The following is a 20,652-nucleotide window of genomic DNA, read 5'->3' as shown; positions in this document are numbered from 1 at the left end:
TGCTTCCGACTTTGCTTTGGTCTAGGTAAAGGCTGTTTCAACTCTATAAAAGAATTCTAAGAGTTAGTGGGCGGCTCGCGCTGGTTTCGGGGTCCACCTTTTTGAGCGGCGTTCCCTATCCTGTACGGGTGCGTGGCGACGGTGACGGCTGGGTGATGTCGGACAACGGCGCCCGGTTCTGGGGCCGCCACGGCGCGGCCGGATTGCTCCTGCGGGCACCCTCGCCCGACGGATCTTCCGCGGTACTGCTGCAGCACCGGGCGCCGTGGAGTCACCAGGGCGGAACCTGGGCGCTACCCGGCGGCGCCCGCGACAGCCACGAAACCGCAGAGCAGGCAGCAGTCCGGGAAGCCCACGAGGAGGCCGGATTACCGGCTGAACAGCTGACCGTGCGGACCACTGTGGTGACCGCCGAGGTCACCGGATTGGGCGGCACGCGGTGGACGTACACGACGGTGATCGCCGACGCTCCCGAGTTGCTCGACACCATCCCCAATCGGGAAAGCTCGGAGCTGCGCTGGGTGGCTGAGGATCAGGTCGCCGAGTTGCCGTTGCACCCCGGGTTCGCGGCCAGTTGGCAGCAGCTGCGAGCCGTGACGGCGTCGATCCCGCTGCAGGTCAACCCGCTTCAATAAGGCGAGCTTTCAGCTCTTCGGCGGCCGCGCGCGGATCGTCGGCCGCGGTGATCGCGCGCACCACCACGATGCGCCGGGCACCGGCGGCGAGCACCTCGGGCAGCCGCTGCTCATCGATTCCGCCGATGGCGAACCACGGCTTGGTCGGGTTCAGCGCGGCGGTCGCCCGCACCAGATCCAGCCCAGGGGCGTGGCGGCCGGGCTTGGTGGGCGTCGGCCAGCACGGCCCGACGCAGAAGTAGTCGACGCCTCCGTCTGTGCCCTCCAAAGCCGCGGCCACCTGGTCGGCGTCATGGGTGGACCGGCCGATCACCGGCCGGTCACCGATGATGCCGCGGGCGAGGTCCAGCGGCAGATCGTCCTGGCCGAGGTGCAGCACGTCGGCGCCGGCGGCCAGGGCGATGTCGGCACGATCGTTGACGGCCAGCAATGCCCCGTGCCTGCGGGCGGCGTCGGCCAATATCTCCAGCGCCGCCAACTCCTGACGTGCCTCCAGCGGTCCGAACTGCTGCTCCCCGGGTGAGCCCTTGTCGCGCAGCTGGATGAGATCCACCCCGCCGGCCAGCGCGGCATCGGCAAATTCGGCCAGGTCACCGCGCTCGCGGCGGGCGTCGGTGCACAGGTACAGCGTGGCGTGCTGCAGTCGATTCCGGGGCGATTCCACACCGCGACGGTAGCGCGTGCCCGCCGAGTACCCTGGACAGGCAATACGGGAGTCCCGGGAACGCGGGGCTGAGAGTGGGCCAACGGACCAGCCCTTACCGTCACACCTGATCCGGGTCATGCCGGCGAAGGGAGCAGACATGGCACGCACACTCGCCGTCATCGGCGGCGGCGTGATCGGGCTGTCGATCGCCCGGCGCGCCGCGCTGGACGGTTGGACGGTGCGGCTGCACTGCACCACCGAACACGGGGCTTCGTGGGTGGCGGGCGGCATGCTCGCGCCGCACAGTGAAGGCTGGCCCGGCGAGGAGCGACTGCTGCGCATCGGCCTGGAATCGCTGCGGCTGTGGCATTCGGGGTTCCTGGACGGCATGCCTCCCGAAGTGGTGACCGCGCGGGAATCCCTGGTGGTCGCGGTGGACCGCGCCGACGCTGCCGACCTGCGCACGGTCGCCGAGTGGCTGGCCGCCCAAGGCCACCCCGTCGAGGTGACCACAGCGGCCCGCGACGTGGAACCACTGCTGGCGCAGGGAATCCGGCACGGGTTCCTGGCGACGACGGAGCTGGCCGTGGACAACCGCGCCGTGGTCGACGCGCTGGCCGCGCAATGCGAGCGGCTGTCCGTGCGTTGGGCGGGACGGGTCGACGATCTGAAAGACCTGGAAGCGGACGCGGTGGTGATCGCCAACGGGATCGACGCCCCGCGGTTGTGGCCTGGTCTGCCGGTGCGTCCGGTCAAGGGTGAGGTGCTGCGGCTGCGGTGGCGCAAGGGCTGTATGCCGGTGCCACACCGGGTGATCCGGGCCCGCGTGCACGGTCGGCAGGTGTACCTGGTGCCCCGGGCCGACGGGGTCGTGGTCGGTGCCACCCAGTACGAACACGGCCGGGACACCGCTCCGGTGGTCTCCGGGGTACGCGATCTGCTCGACGACGCGTGCGCGGTGATACCCGCGCTCGCCGAGTACGAGCTCGCCGAGGCCGCCGCCGGGCTGCGGCCGATGACCCCCGACGGCGTGCCGATCGTCGAACGCGTCGACGATCGCACATTGGTGGCGGCCGGGCACGGCCGCAACGGATTTCTATTGGCGCCGTGGACCGCTGAGCGGATCGCGGCCGAACTCGAGGTGAGCGTGGGAGCCAAATGATCACCATCACGGTCAACGACGAGACCATCGAGGTGGACGCAGAAACCACCGTCGAGGGTCTACTGGAAACCCGGGGCTTCCCGGACAACGGCATCGCCGTCGCGCTGGACTGGTCGGTGCTGCCGCGGTCGGAGTGGGACCGCACGCTGTCCGACGGGGCGCGGGTGGAAGTGGTGACGGCGGTGCAGGGTGGCTAGTGCTGTTGCTCTTCGCGCAAGCGGCTCATCGGCCCAAAAACTCACTATTGGCGGCCGCGAGTTCGGCTCCCGGCTGATCATGGGCACCGGCGGCGCACCGAATCTCGCTGTGCTGGAGGAGGCGCTGGTCGCTTCAGGCACCGAGCTGACGACGGTGGCGATGCGCCGGGTCGATGCCGAGGCCGGAACCGGCGTGCTGGATCTGCTCAACCGGCTTGGTATCGCGGCATTGCCCAACACCGCGGGTTGCCGGGGCGCTGCCGAGGCCGTGCTGACAGCACAGCTGGCCCGCGAGGCACTGGGCACCGACATGGTCAAGCTCGAAGTCATCGCCGATGACCGCACACTGCTGCCCGATGCCATCGAATTGGTCAAGGCCGCAGAGCAATTGGTTGATGACGGGTTCATCGTGCTGCCCTACACCAACGACGACCCGGTGCTGGCCCGCAGGCTGGAGGACACCGGTTGTGCCGCGGTGATGCCGCTGGGCTCACCGATCGGGACCGGGCTGGGCATCTCCAACCCGCACAACATCGAGATGATCGTCGAGCAGGCCGGGGTGCCGGTGGTGCTCGACGCCGGTATCGGCACCGCCAGCGACGCTGCCCTTGCGATGGAATTGGGTTGTGACGCGGTGCTACTGGCCACCGCCGTCACCCGGGCCGCCGATCCGCCCACTATGGCCGCGGCCATGTCCGCCGCCGTCACCGCCGGATACCTGGCGCGGCAAGCCGGCCGAATCCCGAAGCGGTTCTGGGCCCAGGCATCGAGCCCCGCGCTGTGATGCTTCGTGGACTGTGCGGTGAGATCGCGAAACCGCGGGAAAACACGATCTGTACGCACGCTCGTCATGCAGGGTAAACGCTATGTCGCCCTGGGCAGTTCGATGGCTGCGGGGCCCGGAATCAAACCGTCGGCCGCGGGCGCGCCGTTTCGGGCGGGCCGCTCGGCCCGTAACTATCCGCACCTCGTCGCAGCGCAGCTCGGACTGAACCTCGTCGACGTGACGTACTCGGGCGCCACCACCGCCCATGTGCTGCGCGACAAGCAGAACGGCGTGGCGCCACAGATCGACGTGCTGGACGGCTCCGAATCTCTCGTCACCGTCACCATCGGTGGCAACGACGTCGGCTACGTACCACTGCTGATGGCCGCCGGCCTGCCTCGGCTGCTGCGGGCGCTGCCGATACTCGGGCCGCGGCTGCGTGACCTGCTCGACGCCGGTGCGCGGGAGACGGCGCTGCAGCAGGTGGCGGCATCGCTGGTCGATGTCGGGCAGGCCGTCCGCGAGCGGGCCCCGCGCGCCACGGTGCTGTTCGTCGACTACCTCACGCTGTTGCCCCCGGCCGGTGCGCCTGCGCCACCACTGGCCGCCGAACACGTCGAACTCGGCAGACACGTCGCCGACACGCTGGAGAGGCACACCGGTACGGCGGCCACCGAAACCAGCGCCGGGTGGGTGCGCGCGGCCCAGGCCAGTCGTGGCCATCACGCCTGGTCAACACTGCCCTGGACGACCGGGCCGGGTTTGCCGTGGCCTGGTCGTCCGGCGCCGTTGCACCCCAATGCGGCCGGTATGCGGGCGGTCGCGGACCTGGTGGCAGACCAGGCCGGCTGAGATCATGGGGGCGATGATCGAACTTGCGGGGCTGACGAAGCTCTACGGATCCAACCGCGCTGTCGACGACCTGACCTTCAGCGTCGAACCTGGCGTGGTCACCGGCTTTCTCGGCCCCAACGGCGCGGGCAAGACCACCACCATGAGGCTGATCCTCGGCCTGGACCATCCCACCGCGGGCAGCGCAACCATCGACGGCAAGCGGTACCGGGACCTTCACGACCCACTGCGCACAGTCGGCGCACTGCTCGACGCGCGTCAGGCGCACCCGAACCGCAGTGCCCGCAACCATCTGCGCTGGATCGCGGCCGCCAACCGCATTCCGGCCGCCCGGGTCGACGAGGTTCTCGAGATGGTGGGGTTGACCGCGGTGGGCGAGCGCAACGCCGGAATGCTGTCGCTCGGCATGAGCCAGCGGCTGGGGATCGCCGCGGCACTGCTCGGCGATCCACCGGTGCTGCTGTTCGACGAACCGGTGAACGGGTTGGACCCGGAAGGCATCCACTGGGTGCGCACCCTCATGCGCCAGTTGGCGGGTGAAGGGCGCACGGTATTCGTGTCCAGCCACCTGCTGGCCGAGATGGCCAACACCGCCGACCGCCTGGTGGTGATCGGGCAGGGCAAGCTGATCGCCTCCACCACCGTCGCCGAATTCGTCAGTGGCACAGCAGCAGGCACCGTGCGAGTGCGCAGCCCGCAGTTGGAGACCCTTCGCGAGTTGCTCGATGACGCCGGGCTGGAAATCGCTGCCGAGCCGGACGGGTCGGCGCTGACGGTGCACGGCGTCGCGATCGAGGTGATCGGTGACCTGGCGGCCCGGAACTCGATCACCCTGCACGAGTTGAGTGCGCGCCAGGCTTCTCTGGAGGAGGCGTACCTGAAACTCACCGACGACGCCGTCGACTACCGGGCGGTGCAGCCATGAGCGCGCTCGCGGCATTCGACGCCGAACGGATCAAACTGTCCACCACGCGCTCGCCGCTGTGGTCGGTGGTGGGGGCGGCCGTGCTCAGCTTCGGCGTGGCCGCACTGCAGGGCTGGTCGGCCTACGGCTACACGCCACTGGCGCCCGGGAAGGCCGCGCTGGGCGTCGCGGTGTTCGGTGTGCCGGTGCTGATGGTCCTGGCGTCGATGTCCGTTACCGGCGAATACCGCACCGGCCTGATCCGGACGACGTTCTTGGCCACACCCAATCGCACCACGGTGTTGATCGCGAAAGCCGTTGTGTGCGCAGCGTTTTCCTCGGTGTGCGCGGTGGTGATGGTGCTGGGTGCGGTGCTGGTGGCGCGGTTGTTCGCCGAACCTGTCGTCGGTGCCGAACTGTCGCCGACCAACCCGGCGACCTGGCAGGTGGCAGGCGGCTTCGCGCTGTATGCCGCGCTTGCCGCGGTGCTCGGGGTAGGGGTCGGTGCGCTGGTCAGATTCGCGGCAGGTGCCGTCGCGGCGCTGTTGTTGTGGCCGTTGGTCGCCGAGCCACTGCTCGGAAACATGCCCAACCTGGAGATCGGACCCTGGTTGCCGTTCGCGAACATGCTCCGGTTTCTCGGCGTGGAATGGTTGTTCCCGACCTACAGCATGCCGTGGGGTGAGGTCGGATCTCTGGTGTACTTCGTAGCGTGGGTTGCCGCGGTGTTCATCGCCGCTGTGGTGGTGCTGAACAGGCGCGACGCCTGAGCTTCGCGGAGCAGACCGGCAGGAAAATCTCTGCACGGAGCCGTGTTGCACAGCGGTTAGTCTTCTTTCATGTCTTCGTTCCTGCAGGTGAACCTTGACGCAGTGCGCGCGACGGCCCACGCGGAGGCTCAGGTGGGCGGCGAGGTTTCCCGGACCGATGCAGGCGCGCCGTTGGCCGCTGCGGCGTCCGCCATGGCTGGGCTGCGCAGCGCCGAAGGTTGCCGGTTCGCGGGTACGTCGTTCGACGCCGTCATCACGCAGGCCAGTGGCGAGCTGGCCGAGCACTCCGACAGCCTGCTGCGTGCCGTGCGGAAGTACGAGGAACGTGACGCCGAGTCGGGTCAGCAGCTGACGAAGATCATGGAATTGAAATGACCGCCCGGGGTGGTGCTTCCGCATGACTGTCACCATTCCGCAGGTCGAAGCGTCCACCCCCGGGTCGCTCACCCAAGCTGCAGACCAGCTCGGTGTCAAAACCGGTGTCCTCGCCGCGCAGATCACCAAGCAGCAGACGGCCATTGAGAATCTGTCGGCAGGCTGGCAGGGAACAGCGTCTGAGGCCGCCGCGGCGAAAGCCAAGCCCACGCTGGCGCGGCTCGATCGGTTGCGCGATGCGATGCTGCACGCGCAGACCGTCATGCGCGATGGGGGCACGAGTCTCACGCAAACCCGGTCGACCATCATGAACACCGTCGGGCAGTTGGGTCAGCAGGGATGGCGCGTCGCCCCCGACGGCGCGGTGTCGGTGCGCCCAGGTAGTGCACTGGACCAGTACGCGATGTTGAGCCCGGTGGGCGCCATGATGATTCGGGCATTGGCGGCCCGTAACAGTGTGACGGTCAAGGAACTCCTGGCGGAGTTCGAAAGGTCGGACCGGAAGGTCGACGAGGGCCTGCGTCGTGCGGTAGCCGGCTTGGACGGCAAGCCGTTGCACTTCGGCCCCGACAATGGATCGCCGGGCGGCAAGGAGCCCGATCCACCACTGCCACTGGGGAAAGACCCCGTTCAAGTCAGAGACTGGTGGAATTCTCTGACACCCGAACAGCGCAAGGAGTTGGTGGCCAAGTACCCGAAGGAACTCGGGAATCTCAATGGAGTTCCGGTGTGGGCGCGTAGTGTTGCCAACAAGAACGTCATGCAGCAGGACTTGAATCTGGTCAACGACGCTGCCGCCAAATACCACGTGAGCGTCGACGAAATCACGGCCAACCCCGGCAAGTACGGCCTCGCACCGTCGGACATCACCCGCCACACCAATGCCACGCAGGTGCGCAAGGGCCTCACCGAGAACTCGAAGAGCACCGGGCAGACAACGTTTCTGCAGGTGTACGAGCCCGAGGCATTCGACGGGCAGGGTAGGGCGGCGATCGCGATCGGCAATCCCGATGAGGCGGACAACACCGCGGTGATGGTGCCGGGTACGACGAGCAGTGTCCGCGACGGGTGGTTGAGCGCACCCGATGCCGCCAACGTATTCAAGGAGACTGCAGAAGCCGACCCGTCCAAGAAGACCGCAGTGGTGGCGTGGATGGGCTACAACGCTCCCGACAGCATGGCCGACCCGCAGGTGGGGCAGACCGGCAACGCACGTCAGGGCGGCGACCTGTTGGCATCCGATGTCAACGCGCTCGAAACGACGAATCTCGGCGATTCCCACGTCACCGTGATCGGTCACTCGTACGGGTCGACGACCGTCGCCGATGCCGCCGCGGGATCCGGAATGCGGGCTGACGACATCGTTCTGGTCGGCTGCCCCGGGACCGACCTGGCCAAGAGCGCGGCGGATTTCCATCTACCCGAGGGCGGCCACTTGTTCGTCGGCGCGGCCTCGACCGACCCGGTGTCCTTGCTGGGCAGCCCCAATCAATCACACATCGCCGGCACCGATATCACCGTCGGGTTGGGCGAGGACCCGTCGCTGGACGGCTACGGCTCCACGAGGTTCAAGGCCGAGGTGCCCGGGCTCACCGACCCCATCACCGATCACACGTCCTACTTCGAGCGGGGCTCCGAATCCCTGTATGGCATTGCCGATATCGCGTCAGGGCACGGCGACTTGCTGGAAGATCATGGGATGACTGCGGACCATCGAGAACGCCTTCTCCCGCCGGTCATTCCGATCCCCGTGGTCCAGCCACCTCGATGGGATCCGGAGCTGTTCCGTCCGGGGACTGACGGCCACTACCACTAGATGACTGAGCATCGGAGATAAGGCATTGCGCTACAAAAGGTTTCTGATGACGGTGATAGTGCCGGCCATCGCGCTGGTTCTCGCGAGTTGCGGTGGGCTGGCCTTCTTCAATGATGGAGATTCAAACCCGATGACACCAGAAGAGTCCAAAGCGCAGGTGGTCGATGCGGCCCGCGACATCGCCAGGACCCTGCAGATTCCCGGCATGACTGCGAACTTCCGCCACACTTCGTGCAACGACCAGGGCGAAGCCCCGTTCCGGGGGACCGTGGAAATGTTCTACCCACTCGCCGAGGATCTCCAGCAGGCCGATGCCGAGCGCGCCGACATGATGCGGCGGCTGCAAGCCGACGGTTGGACGACAGATCCTGACTTCAAGAGTCACGGCAACGCGCTCACGAAGAACGGCGTGACCGCGATCTTCTACTCGCAGAACGTCAGCACCCCGGTGCGCAACATCTCGGTGCTCGGCGAATGCCGCGACGTCACGACCACCGAGAACGGCGAGTCCGAGGACATCACCCTGGAGCAATGACCGCCCGCTGAGACCACCGCTACCGTGGGTGCAATGCGACGTACTTTGACGGGGGCGATACTGGGCACCGCCGTGCTGACCGTGACGCTGGCCGGTTGTGACGCGACGACAGAACTACCGCCCGCGACGCCAACACAGGACTCGGCACCGGCGGCCACGGAGTTCGCCAACCAGCTGCGGGAACGGGTGTCGATCGACGCGATGATGGGCCACCTGACCAAGCTGCAGGAGATCGGCGACGCGCACGACGGCAACCGCGCGCTCGGCAGCCCGGGCTATGACGACAGCGTGGACTATGTGGTCGGTGCGCTACGCGACAAGGGGTTCGACGTGCAGACCCCCGAGTTCGAGGTGCGGTTGCCGTTCTCCGACGATCCGCAGGTCACCGTGGGTGGCCAACCGGTCACCGCCAAACCGCTGGAGTTCACGATCGGCACGCCGCCGGACGGGGTGTCCGGGGCGCTGGTACCGGTCAAAGTGGACAACACCCCCGGTTGTGACGCCGGGGACTACGAAGGTCTGCCGCTGACCGGCGCGGTGGCGCTGATCGATCGCGGCGCCTGCCCGTTCTCGGTCAAGCAGGCCATGGCTGCCGAACGCGGTGCCGTCGCGGTGATCGTCGCCAACAACGAAGAGGGCGACGAGATGGGCGGGACCCTCGGCAGGCGCACCGACGTCAAGATCCCGGTGGTCAGCGTCACGAAGGACGACGGTGCCCGGCTGCGGGCCAACCTGGGGCCGACCACCATCAAGCTCAACGCCGGGGTGCGCACCGAACGCACCCGCAACGTCATCGCACAAACGAAGACGGGGTCCACTTCGGACGTCGTCATGGTCGGCGCCCACCTGGACAGCGTGCCGGAGGGGCCCGGCATCAACGACAACGGATCCGGTGTGGCCGCGGTGCTGGAGACGGCACTGCAGCTGGGTAGTTCTCCCGAGGTGCACAACGCGGTCCGGTTCGGGTTCTGGGGCGCCGAGGAGGAGGGCTTGCTGGGGTCGAGCGACTACGTCGAATCGCTGGACGTCGAGGGACTCAAGGACATCGCGCTGTACCTGAACTTCGACATGCTGGGCTCTCCGAATCCCGGGTTCTTCACCTATGACGGTGACCAGTCCGCACCGCCGGAAGGGCGCGGCGTGCCGCGCGTCCCGGAGGGCTCGGCGGGTATCGAGCGCACGTTGGCGGCTTATCTGACCGACGCGGGAAAGACGCCGCAGGACACCAGCTTCGACGGCCGCTCTGACTACGACGGGTTCACCCAGGCCGGGATCCCCGCGGGTGGTCTGTTCTCCGGCGCCGAGGACAAGATGACGCGGGAGCAGGCCGAGGAATGGGGTGGGCAGGCCGATCAACCGTTCGATCCGAACTACCACAAGAAGACCGATACGCTGGAGCATGTGGACTCCGATGCGCTGCAGATCCATGGTGAGGGCGTGGCTTTCGCCGTCGGCCTGTACGCCCAGGATCAGCGGGGCCGCAACGGGTTACCGATTCGCTCGGACCGCACGCGGCACCGGATCAGCCCACAGTGAGATTGCGCTTGCTGGCCGCGACATCGGCGGCCTTGGTGGTGGCTGTGGTGGTGGCCGGCTGCTCGTCACCGTCTGCGCCGCCTGCGACGGAACTGCCCCGTGACCTGGCCGGACGGATCACCGTCGACGCGATGTTCGCCCACCTGCGCAAGTTCCAGGAGATCGCCGACGCCAACGGCGGCAACCGCGCACAGGGCACGCCAGGCTACGACGCCAGCGTCGACTACGTCGCACAACTGTTGCGCGACAAGGGCTTCGATGTTCAGACGCCCGAGTTCGAACGGCTGGGAACGATGCGCGGCGGCAACCCTGCACTGACCGTATCCGGGCGCCGCTATTCGGTGGACCAGGCGTCGCTGCTGGTGACCACGCCCCCGGGCGGGCTCAACGCTCCGACCCTGCGCCCGGGAAATCCCGCGGGCTGCGTTACGGCAGATTACGACGGGGTGGACGTCGGCGGGGCCATCGCGGTCGTCGACGACACCGGCTGCTCGATCGCGGTGAAGCAGAACACCGCACTCGCCGAGGGGGCGGTGGGTTTGCTGGTGGTAAGCACCAGCCGTCCCAGTCCTCCCGGATTGTTCACGTCCGGCTACTACGGGCAACTCAAGGTTCCCGTCGGGGTCATCGACAAGAACGCCGACGCCGCGCTGCGACGCACGTCCGCACCGGTGCGGCTGGTGCTGGATCGCGAAGCCGAAATGATGAAGTCACGAAACCTCTTGGCGCAGACCAAAACCGGCTCGACCACCGACGTGGTGATGGTCGGGGCGCATCTGGACAGTGTGGCGGGCGGCCCAGGGATCAACGACAACGGTTCCGGGGTGGCCGCGGTGCTCGAAACCGCTCTGCAACTGGGTGGTTCGCCGCAGGTGCACAACGCGGTGCGGTTCGCCTTCTGGGGTGCCGAGGAGACCGGGCTGGAGGGCTCGACCCAGTACGTCCGCAACCTGCCTCCCGAGCAGATCGCCGACTTGGCGATGTACCTCAACTTCGACATGTTGGGCTCGCCCAACGCCGGCTACTTCACCTACGACGGGGACCAGTCGGCGCAGGCCACCGACGCGAAACCGGTGCCCGAGGGTTCGGCGGGCATCGAGCGCACACTTGCCGGCTACATCAATCTCGCCGGAGCACGGCCCGCCGACATGCCGTTGAGTGGCACCACCGATTACACCCCGTTCTTGACGGCCGGTGTGCCGATCGGCGGAGCCACCACCGGCTCGTCGCAACGCAAAACCCCAGTGCAGGCCCGGCTCTGGGGTGGGCGCTCCGGGGTTGCGTTCGACCCGAACTACCACACCGCACGGGACACCATCGACAACGTCGACGCGCACGCGCTGTCGATCATGGGACCCGCCGTCGCCTTCGTCGTCGGCACCTATGCCTTGTCGACAGACGGTCCCAACGGGGTGCCCTCCCGCGACAAACGCTGACACCGTCGATCGGCGTCGATTCAGGCGAAGAACCGGTGAACCACAGGACGTAGGCCCCCGTTATTCGGGTATGGGAGTTAATCTCGCGGGAATGCCCAGGTACAGCACAATTGCCGGCGTTCACGGCGTCCTGCCGCCCCATCGATACACCCAGGACGAGGTCACCCAGGCCCTACTTGACCTGCCCGGATACGCCGAAGTCGAAGACATCGTCCGGGCCCTGCACAAAAGCGCAAAAGTCAACACCAGATATCTGGTCAGGCCTCTCGAGGAATATGCCCGGCTGAGCGATTTCACCGAGACCAACGATTTGTTTATCGAACACGCGACCGAACTCGGGTGTGAGGCCTTGTCGGGTGCGCTGGACGAGGCCGGCCTTCGTCCGGAGGACGTCGATTTGATCGTCACCACGACCGTCACCGGCGCCGCGGTGCCCTCGCTGGATGCCCGGATCGCCGGTCGTCTGGGCCTGCGGCCCGATGTGCGTCGGATCCCGATCTTCGGGCTGGGCTGCGTGGCCGGTGCGGCGGGGATCGCCCGGCTCAACGACTACCTGCGCGGCGCGCCCGACAAAGTGGCGGTGCTGGTGTCGGTGGAGCTGTGCTCGCTGAGCCGCAAGGACAAACCCGCCATGCCCACGCTTGTTGCCGGCGCGCTGTTCGGCGACGGTGCGGCCGCGGTGGTGGTGGTCGGCGAGCAGCGGGCACAGAAACTCGACCCCACCGGTCCGGACGTGCTGGACTCCCGCAGCCACCTGTATCCGGATTCGCTGGACGCCATGGGTTGGGATATCGGCACCGACGGGTTCGAGATCGTGCTGAGTCAAGAGGTTCCGGCGTTCGTGGGCCGCTACCTCGGTGACGACGTCACCGGATTCCTCGGTGACCACGATCTCAGCGTGGGTGATGTCGCGGCCTGGGTGAGCCACCCGGGCGGGCCGAAAGTGATCGAGTCGATCATCGAGACGCTCGAATTGCCCTCCGACGCCTTGGATCTGACCTGGCAGTCGCTTGCCGAAGTCGGCAACTTGTCGTCGTCGTCGGTGTTGCACGTGCTGCGTGACACGATCCGTAAGCGGCCGCCGGCGGGCAGCCCCGGCGTCATGATGGCGATGGGCCCGGGGTTCTGTTCGGAGCTCGTCCTGCTGCGTTGGCGCTGATGAGGGGTTACGCGACGCTCATCGCCGTTGTCGCCGCCGAACGACTGCTCGAGCTGGTGGTGTCCAAACGCAATCTCGACTGGAGTAAGGCCAACGGCGGCAAAGAGTTCGGTGCGGGTCACTATCCGGTGATGGTGGCTCTGCACACCGGGCTGCTGGTCGGTGCGGTGGTCGAAGCGCGCAAACGTCGGTTCCGGCCCGCTTTGGGCTGGCCGATGCTGGCGGTCGTGTTGGCCGCGCAGGGCCTGCGGTGGTGGTGCATCACCACGCTCGGACGGCAGTGGAACACCCGGGTGGTGGTCGTGCCCGGTGCGTCGCGCGTCGTCGACGGTCCGTACCGGCTTGTGCCGCATCCGAATTACGTGGCCGTGGTGGCCGAAGGTGCGGCCCTGCCGCTGGTGCGTGGCGGGTGGATCACCGCCCTGGTCTTCTCGGTCGCCAACGCCGCACTGCTGCGGACCCGTATCCGCGTGGAAAACGATGCGTTGCAGGATTTATTGTGAGCGCGTTGACGTGATCGATCTGCTCGTCGCGGGAGGCGGCCCGGCCGGGCTGGCCACCGCGGTGCACGCGGCGCGTGCCGGGCTCGAGGTGGTGGTCGTGGAACACCGGCGCGGCCCGATCGACAAGGCGTGCGGTGAGGGCTTGATGCCGCACTCGCTGCGGCAACTGGAACAGCTCGGCGCGAAGGTGGACGGGCGCGCCTTTTACGGCATCCGATACCTCGACGGCCGCCGGTGTGCGGAGGCCAGGTTTCGCGGCGGGGCCGGACGCGGCGTGCGCCGTACCGCGTTGCACGCGGCGTTGTCGGAGGCGGCGGCCGCGGCCGGCGTCCCAGTGGTGCGGGACGAAGTCGGAGAGGTGACGCAGGACTCTGATTCTGTGTGCGCAGCCGGTTTTCGCGCGCGCTACCTGGCGGCCGCGGACGGGCTGCATTCACCGATCCGCCGGGCGCTCGGGCTGGCGCAGGGCGAGCCGCGGCGACGCCGCTGGGGAATCCGGCGACACATCCAGATTGCCCCGTGGTCGGAGTGCGTCGAGGTGTACTGGGCGCATGACACCGAGGCGTACGTGACGCCGGTCGGCGACGACTGCGTCGGGATCGCCATCCTGAAATCGACCCGCGGCGGCTTCGACGAGGGTCTCAAACAGTTCCCGGCGCTCATCGAGCGGGTTCACGGCCTGCCGCATGGTCAGGACCGGGCCGCAGGACCCTTGCGGCAGAAGGTTTCCCAACGCACGGCGGGACGGGTGCTGCTGGTCGGCGACGCCGCCGGCTACATCGACGCACTCACCGGAGAGGGGATGGGGTTGGCATTCGGCGCGGCCGAACTGCTCGTGGGCTGTGTACAGGCCGACCGGCCCGAGGACTATGACCGGCAGTGGCTTGCGATGACCCGCCGCTACCGGTTCCTGACAGCTGCCCTGTTGCACGGCAGTGGATTCCGGCCGGTGCGGACCTGTATCACCCCGGCGGCAGCGGCTCTTCCCTCGGTGTTCACCCGCGTCGTCAACGCGCTAGGGGAGTAGTTTCGGGCCGTCTACCCAGACCACCCAGGAACTCCAGCAACCGCATGCCATGGAACACCAGAAGCGCGGCGATCGAGCCGAGCGCGATACCCGTGAACGTCAAAGACCCAGCGTGCCAGGTGAAATCGGCGATACCGATGATAAGCGGGATTGCGGCGGTCATCTGGTTGACCGGCTTGGAGAAGTCGACGTGGTTGGTCAGCCAGATCCGCACGCCGAGGATCCCGACCAACCCGTAGAGCACGATCGTCGCCCCACCGAGCACGCCCGGCGGGATCGCTGAGATCGCCGCGCCGATCTTGGGGCACAACGACAACACGATCGCCACCGCCGCGGCGACCCAGTATGCGGCGGTCGAGTACACGCGGGTGGCTGCCATCACGCCGATGTTCTCGGCATAGGTGGTGGTGGCCGATCCGCCTCCGGCGCCGGCCAGCACGGTCGCGACGCCGTCGGCGGCAAGCGCGCGTCCGATGAGCGGATCCATATCGGTTCCGGTCATCTGCCCGACGGACTTGACGTGGCCGATGTTCTCGGCGATCAGCGCGATGACCGCGGGCAGGAACAGTGGAAGGACGGCGAGATTGAATGTCGGGGAGTGGAACTCGGGCAACCCCAGCCACGGCGCGTCCCTGATCGCGGAGGTGTCGACGTCGCCGAGGACTAACGCCAGCAGATAGCCGATCACCACGGAGGCGAAGATGGCGAGTCGTCCGATAATGCCGCGGAAGAACGCCAGTGTGCCCACCAGCAACACCAACGTGACCACGCCGACGAGCGGGCCCTGCTCAAAGTTGTTCTTGGCGGCGGGGGCCAGGTTGAATCCGATCAAGGCCACGATTGCCCCGGTCACCACCGGCGGCAGGACCAGATCGATCCACCGGGTGCCGATCAGATGCACCACCGCGCCGATCAGGATCAGAAGCACGCCGACCGCGATCAACCCGCCGAGCGCGCTGCCTGCGCCCTCGGAGGCCACGGCTGCGGTGACCGGCGCGATCACCGAGAAGCTGGACCCCAGATAGCTGGGTAGCCGGTTGCCGGTGATCAGCAGGAACAAGATGGTGCCGACCCCGGAGAACAGCAGTGTGGTGGCGGGTGGGAAGCCAGTCAGTACCGGAACCAGGAACGTGGCGCCGAACATGGCCACCACATGCTGGGCACCGATGCCGATGGTGCGCGGCCAGTCCAGCCGTTCACCGGGGGAGACGACGAAGTCGTCGTCGGCGCGGGACTCGACGTACTTCCAACTCAGCAGGGTCACGAATGATGACTACACACCATCAACGGCGGCCGCGCACCCGGACTGGGAGGGATCAGTGAATGTGGCTGCCGCCGTTGATGTCCACAGTGGTCCCGGTCAGGTAACTGGCGTCCGCACTGGACAGGAAGGTGATGACGGCGGCCACCTCTTCGGTGGTCGCGGTACGACCGACCGGGATGTCGGCGGCCAGCTTGGCCTCCTGCTCGTCGGTTGAGCCGACCCGGATGTTGGTGTCCACCGCACCCGGGGTGACGGCGTTGACGGTGACGCCCGTGCGGGCGATCTCGCGGGCCAGCGACTTGGTGAAGCCGAGGATCGCGGCCTTGGCCGACGAGTACGGCACCTTGCCGAATACGCCGCCGCCGCGCTGCGCGGAAACCGACGACATGTTGACGATGCGACCCCAGCCCGCGTCGATCATGTCCGGCAGGAAAGCCTTTGTGACCAGATAGGTTCCGGTCGCGTTGACGGCCATCACCTTGTTCCACAGCTCGAGCGTGGTGTCGAGGAATTCCACCGGCGAGGTGATTCCGGCGATGTTGGCCAGCGCGCCCACGGGCGGCAGGCTGCCCGACGCGACCTCAGCGGCCACGGCGGCGTATGCCGCAGCGACCGACTCCTCGGAGGTGACGTCGACGGCGTGGCCGAATGCCGGCACGGCGAACTGATTGCCGATCTCGGCGGCGACCTTCGCGGACTTTTCACCGTCCAGGTCGAGGATGACGACGCCCCAGCCTTCCTTGGCGTAGCGCGCTGCGGTGGTCACACCGATGCCCTTGTCGGAGGTGGCGCCGGTGATGACGGCGGTGCGTTGGATGGTGGTCATGAGATGTCTCCTTGGATGAGTTCTGAAATCAGTTGGGCGGCTTCGGCAGTAGCTATCGGCCGTTCGTCGTTCGTGACGTCGCGGGTTTCCAGTTCGAGGGCGAATTCGCCGGTGTAACCAGCGGCAGCGAGGGCCTTGAGGCCCGTGGAGAAGTCGACCTGGCCGCGTCCCACGGACAGGTTGATGTTGCCTGGCACGGCGTCGCGAATGTGTACGTGTGCGATGCGGTCGGCGAAGCGGCTGACGAAGTCGACCGGGTCACCGCCTGAGGCGACGATGTGGCTGAAGTCCATCACGATGCCGACGCCGGAGCCGCGCAATCGGTCCGCGAGCGCCTGCGCCCGGTCGATGTCATGGCACAAGCGGTAGTAGTGCAGCGACTCGGTCCACAGTTCGACGCCGTACTCCGTGGCGCGGCGGGCGGCGGTGGCGAGTTCGGAGGCCACCAGGTCCAGATCTTCGGCGAGAGAACGTACGGGGTTGTGGTCGATCGCGCCGCACGGCAGCACCAAGGCGTGTGCATCCGTCGCGGAGGCCAGCGCCAGCAGCATGTCGAGGTGACGCGCACGAGCCGCGCGGCCGTCGTCGGTGAGCGGGCGGTTCAGGTCGCCGATGTCGCCGTTGATCGAGCGGACCCGCAACCTGGTTGCGGCGACGGTTGCCGTCACGCCGGCTACGGCCCTCTTGTTCAGGACATAGGGCACGTGGTCGCAGACGCCGGGCAATGCCCCGAGGTCGATCGCACGGAAGCCGAGCTGGCTGATCCAGGTCAGCGCCATCTCCAGGTCGAGGTGCCTGAAGCTGATGGTTGAGCAGCCCAGGCGACTGTGCGGTGATTTGTTGCCGGTCATGTGATGGCCTCCGCAGGTCGATGAGTGACGCTGGCCACAATATGCTAGTTAACTGTTAACAGTCAACTAGCAACAATCAATAGGTGTTGACTGTTGACAATGGCCTGTGTCGCGCCTCACACTGGGTGATGCGAAGCACTGTTGACCGTTGACAGTGATGTTTCCCCAGACGCTGACCAGGAAGTTTGAAAGGATCTGCTCATGAGCGACGACGCTCTTTCGATGCGGGGGCCAGTGCACGGCACCCCGGAGGCGAGAAAGGTCGCGATCGGTTCCGGAGTCGGGGCCGTCATCGAGACATATGACTTCATCGGCTTCGGCACCGCGGCCGCGCTCTACTTCGGTACCGCATTCTTTCCGAACTCCAGCCCCGTTGCCGGCACTCTCGCCGCCTTCGCCACGCTTGGTGTGGGCTTCGCGGCCCGCCCGATCGGCGGCATCATCGGCGGGCACCTGGGAGACAAGATCGGCCGCAAGCCCGTCCTGGTCGCCTCGCTCATCATCATGGGTCTGGCCACCTTCGCCATCGGTCTGCTGCCCACCTACGCGGCAGTTGGCGTGCTGGCCCCCATCCTGTTGGTGACAGTCCGCATTGTGCAGGGCCTGGCCTTCGGCGCGGAGTGGGGCGGCGCGATCCTCATGAGCTACGAGCACGCACCGTGGAAGCAGAAGGGCCGCTATACCGGCATCGTGCAGGCAGGATTCCCGGTCGGCCTTCTCCTGGCCAACCTGGTCTTCCTGGTCAGTGTCCATCTCCCCGGGGACTGGGCCTGGCGGGTGCCGTTCCTGGCCAGCATCGTCCTCGTCATGGTCGGCCTGATCATCCGGGCCCGGGTGCCCGAGTCGCCCGTGTTCGAGGACGTCAAGGAGTCCGGCAAGATCGTCAAGGCCCCTATCGTCGAGGTGTTCAAGACCGACTGGCGAAACATCCTGCGTGGCATCGGTCTTCGTATCGCCGAGACGGCGGGATACGCGGTCTCGATCACCTACATGATCTCCTACCTGAAGAGTGCTGAGCTGGCGACCGCGAGCGAAACCCTTGTCGCGCTTTGCATTGCGTCGGCGGTGGGCATCTTCGCAACCGTGGCCTGGGCCCGGCTGACCGATAAGATCGGACGACGCCCCGTCTACCTTTGGGTGTGCGCGTTCGGCATCCCGTTCGGTGTGCTGATGTTCATGTTGGTCAACACCGGACTGTTTCTGTTGATCGTCGCGACGTTCGTCATCTCCTACGGGGTCAGTCAGAACGCGTTGGCCGGTGCGCAGGGTGCGTGGTTCCCCGAACTGTTCACGGCGAACACCCGGGCATCGGGGGCCTCACTGGCATACCAGATCTCGGCCATGGTGTCCGGCTTCACCCCGTTCATCACCACGCTGCTGTACGAAGGGTTCGGCTGGATGGGCCCGGCGCTGTTGTTCTCCGCGTACGCCGCGATCGGATTGTGGGCAGCGGTATCCACCCGGGAAACCTGGGGAGCTCGCGAACGTGCCCTGGCCGACAAGGCTGCTGCCGACACCCCCGCGATGGCCGCCTGATGCGTAGCGAAAAGGTCGCGGCAGCGGCATACCGGATGCGTCATCACGTGCTCAACATGGGCGAGGCCCAGGGCCAGGGGTACGTCGGCCAGGCGCTCGGCGCCGCCGACATGCTGGCCACGGTCTACGTCGACCAACTCCGTTACCGCGCCGACGATCCGCATTGGGATGAGCGCGACCGGTTCCTGCTGTCGACCGGCCACTATGCGATCGGGCTGTACGCGACCCTCGCCGAAGCCGGCATCATCGCCGTCGACGAACTCGACACCTACGGAACCGACGACTCCAGACTCCCGATGTCCGGGATGGCCAGTTACACACCGGGCATGGAGATTTCCGGTGGATCCCTCGGGCATGGCCTGACGGTGGCCGTCGGAATGGCGCTGGGATTGCGGATGCAGGGGTCGCAGGCGCGGGTGATCAACTTCCTCTCAGACGGGGAACTCGACGAGGGTTCGACGTGGGAGGCGGCGATGGGAGCCAGCCATCACCAGCTCGGCAATCTGATTGCCATGGTGGACATCAACGCGCTGCAGGCTGACGGCCCCACTGCCGGAGTGCTGCGCACCGAGCCGGTGTCCGACAAGTGGGCGGCCTGCGGATGGTTTGTCCAGCGCATCGACGGCAACGATGTCGGCGCCCTGCTGGACGCATTCGACAACATCACCGGCCGGCCGGTCGGTACGCCGTCGATCATTCTGTGCGACACCAAGGTTGGTCGCGGCGTACCACTGCTGGAGAACCGGGAGAAGGCGCACTTCATGCGCATCGACGCCGACGAGTGGCAGACCTGCCGAGAGCAACTGACTGCCGGCTATGAAGGAGTACTGGTATGAGCACCGCAGCACCATTGCGCACGTCGGCGATGATCGCGTCGTTCGCCGACCCGGGCCAGCGCACCACGCCAGCCCCGTTCGGGCACGCTCTGGTGGCTGCAGCCCAGTCGGATGACCGGATCATCGGATTGACTGCCGATCTGGGCAAGTACACCGATATGCACATCTTCGCAAAGGCGTTCCCGGAGCGGTTCTTCCAGATGGGGATGGCCGAGCAGCTGTTGTTCGGCGCTGCCGCCGGTATGGCCGAGACCGGGCTGATTCCTTTCGCGTCGACATATTCGGTGTTCGCGGCGCGCCGTGCCTACGATTTCATCTGTCTCGACATTGCCGAACCGGGCCTCAACGTGAACATCGTGGGCGGGTTGCCCGGTCTGACAACGGGTTACGGCCCGTCGCATCAGGCTACCGAGGACGTCGCGATTTTCCGAGGCGTGCCCGGCCTGACCATCGTCGACCCGTGCGACTCGGTCGACATCGCCCAGGCTGTGCCGCAATTGGCGGCACACGACGGACCGACCTATCTGCGGCTGCTGCGCGGGCAGGTGCCGACGGTGCTCGACGAGTACGACTACACCTTCGAACTCGGCAAGGCAAAGGTGGTGCGCCCCGGCAACGACGTGGTGTTCGTGTCGAGCGGGCTGATGACCATGCGGGCGCTGTTGGCGGCGCAGGAGCTGGCCACGCACAATGTCGACGTGGCGGTGGTGCACACCCCGACGCTCAAGCCGTTCGATGCCGAAACCGTGCTGCGCGAGGTGAATTCGGATCGGCTCGCGGTGACGCTGGAGAACCACACGGTTGTCGGCGGGCTGTTCGAGACGGTGGCCGGTGAGATGGTGCGGGCCGGTGTGCATGCCTCCGTGCTGCCCATCGCGCTCCCCGACGAGTTCCTTGCGGCCGGGGCGTTGCCGACCCTGCACGAGCGCTACGGCCTGTCCACGGCGCGGATCGTCGCCGCCGTCCTCGCGCGGCTGTAGGATCAATGTTGACAGACAAGTGTTGACAGTCAAAGGGGAT

The 20,652-nt window shown here is 66.9% G+C and carries 22 protein-coding genes; 18 read left to right on the top strand and 4 right to left on the bottom strand.

Annotated elements, in window-relative coordinates; genetic code table 11:
* Positions 1–128 precede the first annotated feature (128 nt).
* Positions 129–635: an NUDIX hydrolase gene (locus ABQF30_RS27515; protein WP_448469843.1), complete on the top strand. Its 507-nt coding sequence runs from the start codon at positions 129–131 to the stop codon at positions 633–635.
* Here ABQF30_RS27515 and thiE read toward each other — a convergent pair.
* Positions 619–1,299, bottom strand: a complete 681-nt coding sequence (gene thiE, locus ABQF30_RS27510; protein ID WP_448469841.1) for a thiamine phosphate synthase — start codon at positions 1,297–1,299, stop codon at positions 619–621. The two genes, ABQF30_RS27515 and thiE, sit on opposite strands and share 17 nt — an antisense overlap.
* Before the next feature lie 139 nt (positions 1,300–1,438).
* Here thiE and thiO point away from each other — a divergent pair, with 139 nt between their 5' ends.
* The 14 genes from thiO (at position 1,439) to ABQF30_RS27440 (ending at position 14,319) form a co-directional block, all read left to right on the top strand.
* The gene (thiO, locus tag ABQF30_RS27505) at positions 1,439–2,443 is read left to right on the top strand and encodes a glycine oxidase ThiO (protein ID WP_448469839.1); all 1,005 of its coding nucleotides are present in this window, start codon (positions 1,439–1,441) and stop codon (positions 2,441–2,443) included.
* Positions 2,440–2,640 carry a sulfur carrier protein ThiS gene (thiS, locus tag ABQF30_RS27500; protein ID WP_448469837.1) on the top strand — a complete coding sequence of 67 codons (201 nt, stop codon included), beginning with the start codon at positions 2,440–2,442 and terminating at the stop codon, positions 2,638–2,640. The genes thiO and thiS overlap by 4 nt, the downstream gene beginning before the upstream one ends.
* Positions 2,633–3,424, top strand: a complete 792-nt coding sequence (thiG, locus tag ABQF30_RS27495) for a thiazole synthase (protein ID WP_448469835.1) — start codon at positions 2,633–2,635, stop codon at positions 3,422–3,424. The genes thiS and thiG overlap by 8 nt, the downstream gene beginning before the upstream one ends.
* 66 nt (positions 3,425–3,490) lie before the next feature.
* Positions 3,491–4,258: an SGNH/GDSL hydrolase family protein gene (locus tag ABQF30_RS27490; RefSeq protein WP_448469833.1), complete on the top strand. Its 768-nt coding sequence runs from the start codon at positions 3,491–3,493 to the stop codon at positions 4,256–4,258.
* A 13-nt stretch (positions 4,259–4,271) separates the two neighbouring features.
* Positions 4,272–5,183 carry an ATP-binding cassette domain-containing protein gene (locus ABQF30_RS27485; protein ID WP_448469831.1) on the top strand — a complete coding sequence of 304 codons (912 nt, stop codon included), beginning with the start codon at positions 4,272–4,274 and terminating at the stop codon, positions 5,181–5,183.
* Complete coding sequence (locus ABQF30_RS27480) at positions 5,180–5,932, top strand: ABC transporter permease (protein WP_448469829.1); 753 nt, start codon at positions 5,180–5,182, stop codon at positions 5,930–5,932. Before ABQF30_RS27485 ends, ABQF30_RS27480 begins: the two co-directional genes overlap by 4 nt.
* A gap of 69 nt (positions 5,933–6,001) precedes the next feature.
* On the top strand, positions 6,002–6,307 hold the full coding sequence (locus ABQF30_RS27475; RefSeq protein WP_448469827.1) for a hypothetical protein: 306 nt from the start codon (positions 6,002–6,004) through the stop codon (positions 6,305–6,307).
* A 22-nt stretch (positions 6,308–6,329) separates the two neighbouring features.
* A complete protein-coding gene (locus tag ABQF30_RS27470) occupies positions 6,330–8,123 on the top strand; it encodes an alpha/beta hydrolase (protein ID WP_448469825.1) in 1,794 nt (597 codons plus the stop codon).
* A gap of 46 nt (positions 8,124–8,169) precedes the next feature.
* Complete coding sequence (locus ABQF30_RS27465) at positions 8,170–8,658, top strand: lipoprotein LppJ family protein (RefSeq protein ID WP_448469823.1); 489 nt, start codon at positions 8,170–8,172, stop codon at positions 8,656–8,658.
* Positions 8,659–8,691: 33 nt separating this feature from the next.
* The gene (locus ABQF30_RS27460; protein WP_448469821.1) at positions 8,692–10,194 is read left to right on the top strand and encodes a M28 family metallopeptidase; all 1,503 of its coding nucleotides are present in this window, start codon (positions 8,692–8,694) and stop codon (positions 10,192–10,194) included.
* Positions 10,195–10,196: 2 nt separating this feature from the next.
* Entirely contained in the window at positions 10,197–11,630 is a 1,434-nt protein-coding gene (locus ABQF30_RS27455) for a M28 family metallopeptidase (RefSeq protein WP_448470080.1), read from the top strand.
* 91 nt (positions 11,631–11,721) lie between these two features.
* Positions 11,722–12,789: a type III polyketide synthase gene (locus ABQF30_RS27450; protein WP_448469820.1), complete on the top strand. Its 1,068-nt coding sequence runs from the start codon at positions 11,722–11,724 to the stop codon at positions 12,787–12,789.
* Positions 12,789–13,292, top strand: coding sequence for an isoprenylcysteine carboxyl methyltransferase family protein (locus tag ABQF30_RS27445; RefSeq protein WP_448469818.1), 504 nt, complete (start codon positions 12,789–12,791; stop codon positions 13,290–13,292). The genes ABQF30_RS27450 and ABQF30_RS27445 overlap by 1 nt, the downstream gene beginning before the upstream one ends.
* A 10-nt stretch (positions 13,293–13,302) precedes the next feature.
* Positions 13,303–14,319 carry an NAD(P)/FAD-dependent oxidoreductase gene (locus tag ABQF30_RS27440; RefSeq protein ID WP_448469816.1) on the top strand — a complete coding sequence of 339 codons (1,017 nt, stop codon included), beginning with the start codon at positions 13,303–13,305 and terminating at the stop codon, positions 14,317–14,319.
* Here ABQF30_RS27440 and ABQF30_RS27435 read toward each other — a convergent pair.
* From ABQF30_RS27435 to ABQF30_RS27425, 3 genes are read right to left on the bottom strand one after another with little or no spacing between them, the layout of a single operon-like run.
* Positions 14,300–15,583 carry a uracil-xanthine permease family protein gene (locus tag ABQF30_RS27435; protein ID WP_448469814.1) on the bottom strand — a complete coding sequence of 428 codons (1,284 nt, stop codon included), beginning with the start codon at positions 15,581–15,583 and terminating at the stop codon, positions 14,300–14,302. The two genes, ABQF30_RS27440 and ABQF30_RS27435, sit on opposite strands and share 20 nt — an antisense overlap.
* Positions 15,584–15,635: 52 nt before the next feature.
* Complete coding sequence (locus tag ABQF30_RS27430; RefSeq protein ID WP_448469812.1) at positions 15,636–16,409, bottom strand: SDR family NAD(P)-dependent oxidoreductase; 774 nt, start codon at positions 16,407–16,409, stop codon at positions 15,636–15,638.
* Entirely contained in the window at positions 16,406–17,260 is an 855-nt protein-coding gene (locus ABQF30_RS27425; protein WP_448469810.1) for a sugar phosphate isomerase/epimerase family protein, read from the bottom strand. The genes ABQF30_RS27430 and ABQF30_RS27425 overlap by 4 nt, the downstream gene beginning before the upstream one ends.
* A gap of 201 nt (positions 17,261–17,461) precedes the next feature.
* Here ABQF30_RS27425 and ABQF30_RS27420 point away from each other — a divergent pair, with 201 nt between their 5' ends.
* Genes ABQF30_RS27420 through ABQF30_RS27410 form a run of 3 tightly spaced genes read left to right on the top strand, consistent with a single transcriptional unit; the run spans position 17,462 to position 20,612 of the window.
* Positions 17,462–18,796 carry an MFS transporter gene (locus ABQF30_RS27420; RefSeq protein WP_448469808.1) on the top strand — a complete coding sequence of 445 codons (1,335 nt, stop codon included), beginning with the start codon at positions 17,462–17,464 and terminating at the stop codon, positions 18,794–18,796.
* A complete protein-coding gene (locus tag ABQF30_RS27415; protein ID WP_448469806.1) occupies positions 18,796–19,632 on the top strand; it encodes a transketolase in 837 nt (278 codons plus the stop codon). The genes ABQF30_RS27420 and ABQF30_RS27415 overlap by 1 nt, the downstream gene beginning before the upstream one ends.
* On the top strand, positions 19,629–20,612 hold the full coding sequence (locus tag ABQF30_RS27410) for a transketolase family protein (RefSeq protein WP_448469804.1): 984 nt from the start codon (positions 19,629–19,631) through the stop codon (positions 20,610–20,612). Before ABQF30_RS27415 ends, ABQF30_RS27410 begins: the two co-directional genes overlap by 4 nt.
* The last annotated feature ends 40 nt before the right edge of the window (positions 20,613–20,652 follow it).

Source organism: Mycolicibacterium sp. XJ870 (assembly GCF_053483975.1).
This window is presented reverse-complemented; position numbering and strand designations above follow the sequence as displayed.

Excerpts from the sequence above, each read along its gene's own strand:
- thiO (WP_448469839.1), top strand. The coding sequence starts at position 1,439 with ATGGCACGCACACTCGCCGTCATCGGCGGCGGCGTGATCGGGCTGTCG.
- thiS (WP_448469837.1), top strand. The coding sequence starts at position 2,440 with ATGATCACCATCACGGTCAACGACGAGACCATCGAGGTGGACGCAGAA.
- ABQF30_RS27490 (WP_448469833.1), top strand. The coding sequence starts at position 3,491 with ATGCAGGGTAAACGCTATGTCGCCCTGGGCAGTTCGATGGCTGCGGGG.
- ABQF30_RS27485 (WP_448469831.1), top strand. The coding sequence starts at position 4,272 with ATGATCGAACTTGCGGGGCTGACGAAGCTCTACGGATCCAACCGCGCT.
- ABQF30_RS27480 (WP_448469829.1), top strand. The coding sequence starts at position 5,180 with ATGAGCGCGCTCGCGGCATTCGACGCCGAACGGATCAAACTGTCCACC.
- ABQF30_RS27475 (WP_448469827.1), top strand. The coding sequence starts at position 6,002 with ATGTCTTCGTTCCTGCAGGTGAACCTTGACGCAGTGCGCGCGACGGCC.
- ABQF30_RS27470 (WP_448469825.1), top strand. The coding sequence starts at position 6,330 with ATGACTGTCACCATTCCGCAGGTCGAAGCGTCCACCCCCGGGTCGCTC.
- ABQF30_RS27465 (WP_448469823.1), top strand. The coding sequence starts at position 8,170 with ATGACGGTGATAGTGCCGGCCATCGCGCTGGTTCTCGCGAGTTGCGGT.
- ABQF30_RS27460 (WP_448469821.1), top strand. The coding sequence starts at position 8,692 with ATGCGACGTACTTTGACGGGGGCGATACTGGGCACCGCCGTGCTGACC.
- ABQF30_RS27450 (WP_448469820.1), top strand. The coding sequence starts at position 11,722 with ATGCCCAGGTACAGCACAATTGCCGGCGTTCACGGCGTCCTGCCGCCC.
- ABQF30_RS27445 (WP_448469818.1), top strand. The coding sequence starts at position 12,789 with ATGAGGGGTTACGCGACGCTCATCGCCGTTGTCGCCGCCGAACGACTG.
- ABQF30_RS27430 (WP_448469812.1), bottom strand. The coding sequence starts at position 16,409 with ATGACCACCATCCAACGCACCGCCGTCATCACCGGCGCCACCTCCGAC.
- ABQF30_RS27425 (WP_448469810.1), bottom strand. The coding sequence starts at position 17,260 with ATGACCGGCAACAAATCACCGCACAGTCGCCTGGGCTGCTCAACCATC.
- ABQF30_RS27420 (WP_448469808.1), top strand. The coding sequence starts at position 17,462 with ATGAGCGACGACGCTCTTTCGATGCGGGGGCCAGTGCACGGCACCCCG.
- ABQF30_RS27415 (WP_448469806.1), top strand. The coding sequence starts at position 18,796 with ATGCGTAGCGAAAAGGTCGCGGCAGCGGCATACCGGATGCGTCATCAC.
- ABQF30_RS27410 (WP_448469804.1), top strand. The coding sequence starts at position 19,629 with ATGAGCACCGCAGCACCATTGCGCACGTCGGCGATGATCGCGTCGTTC.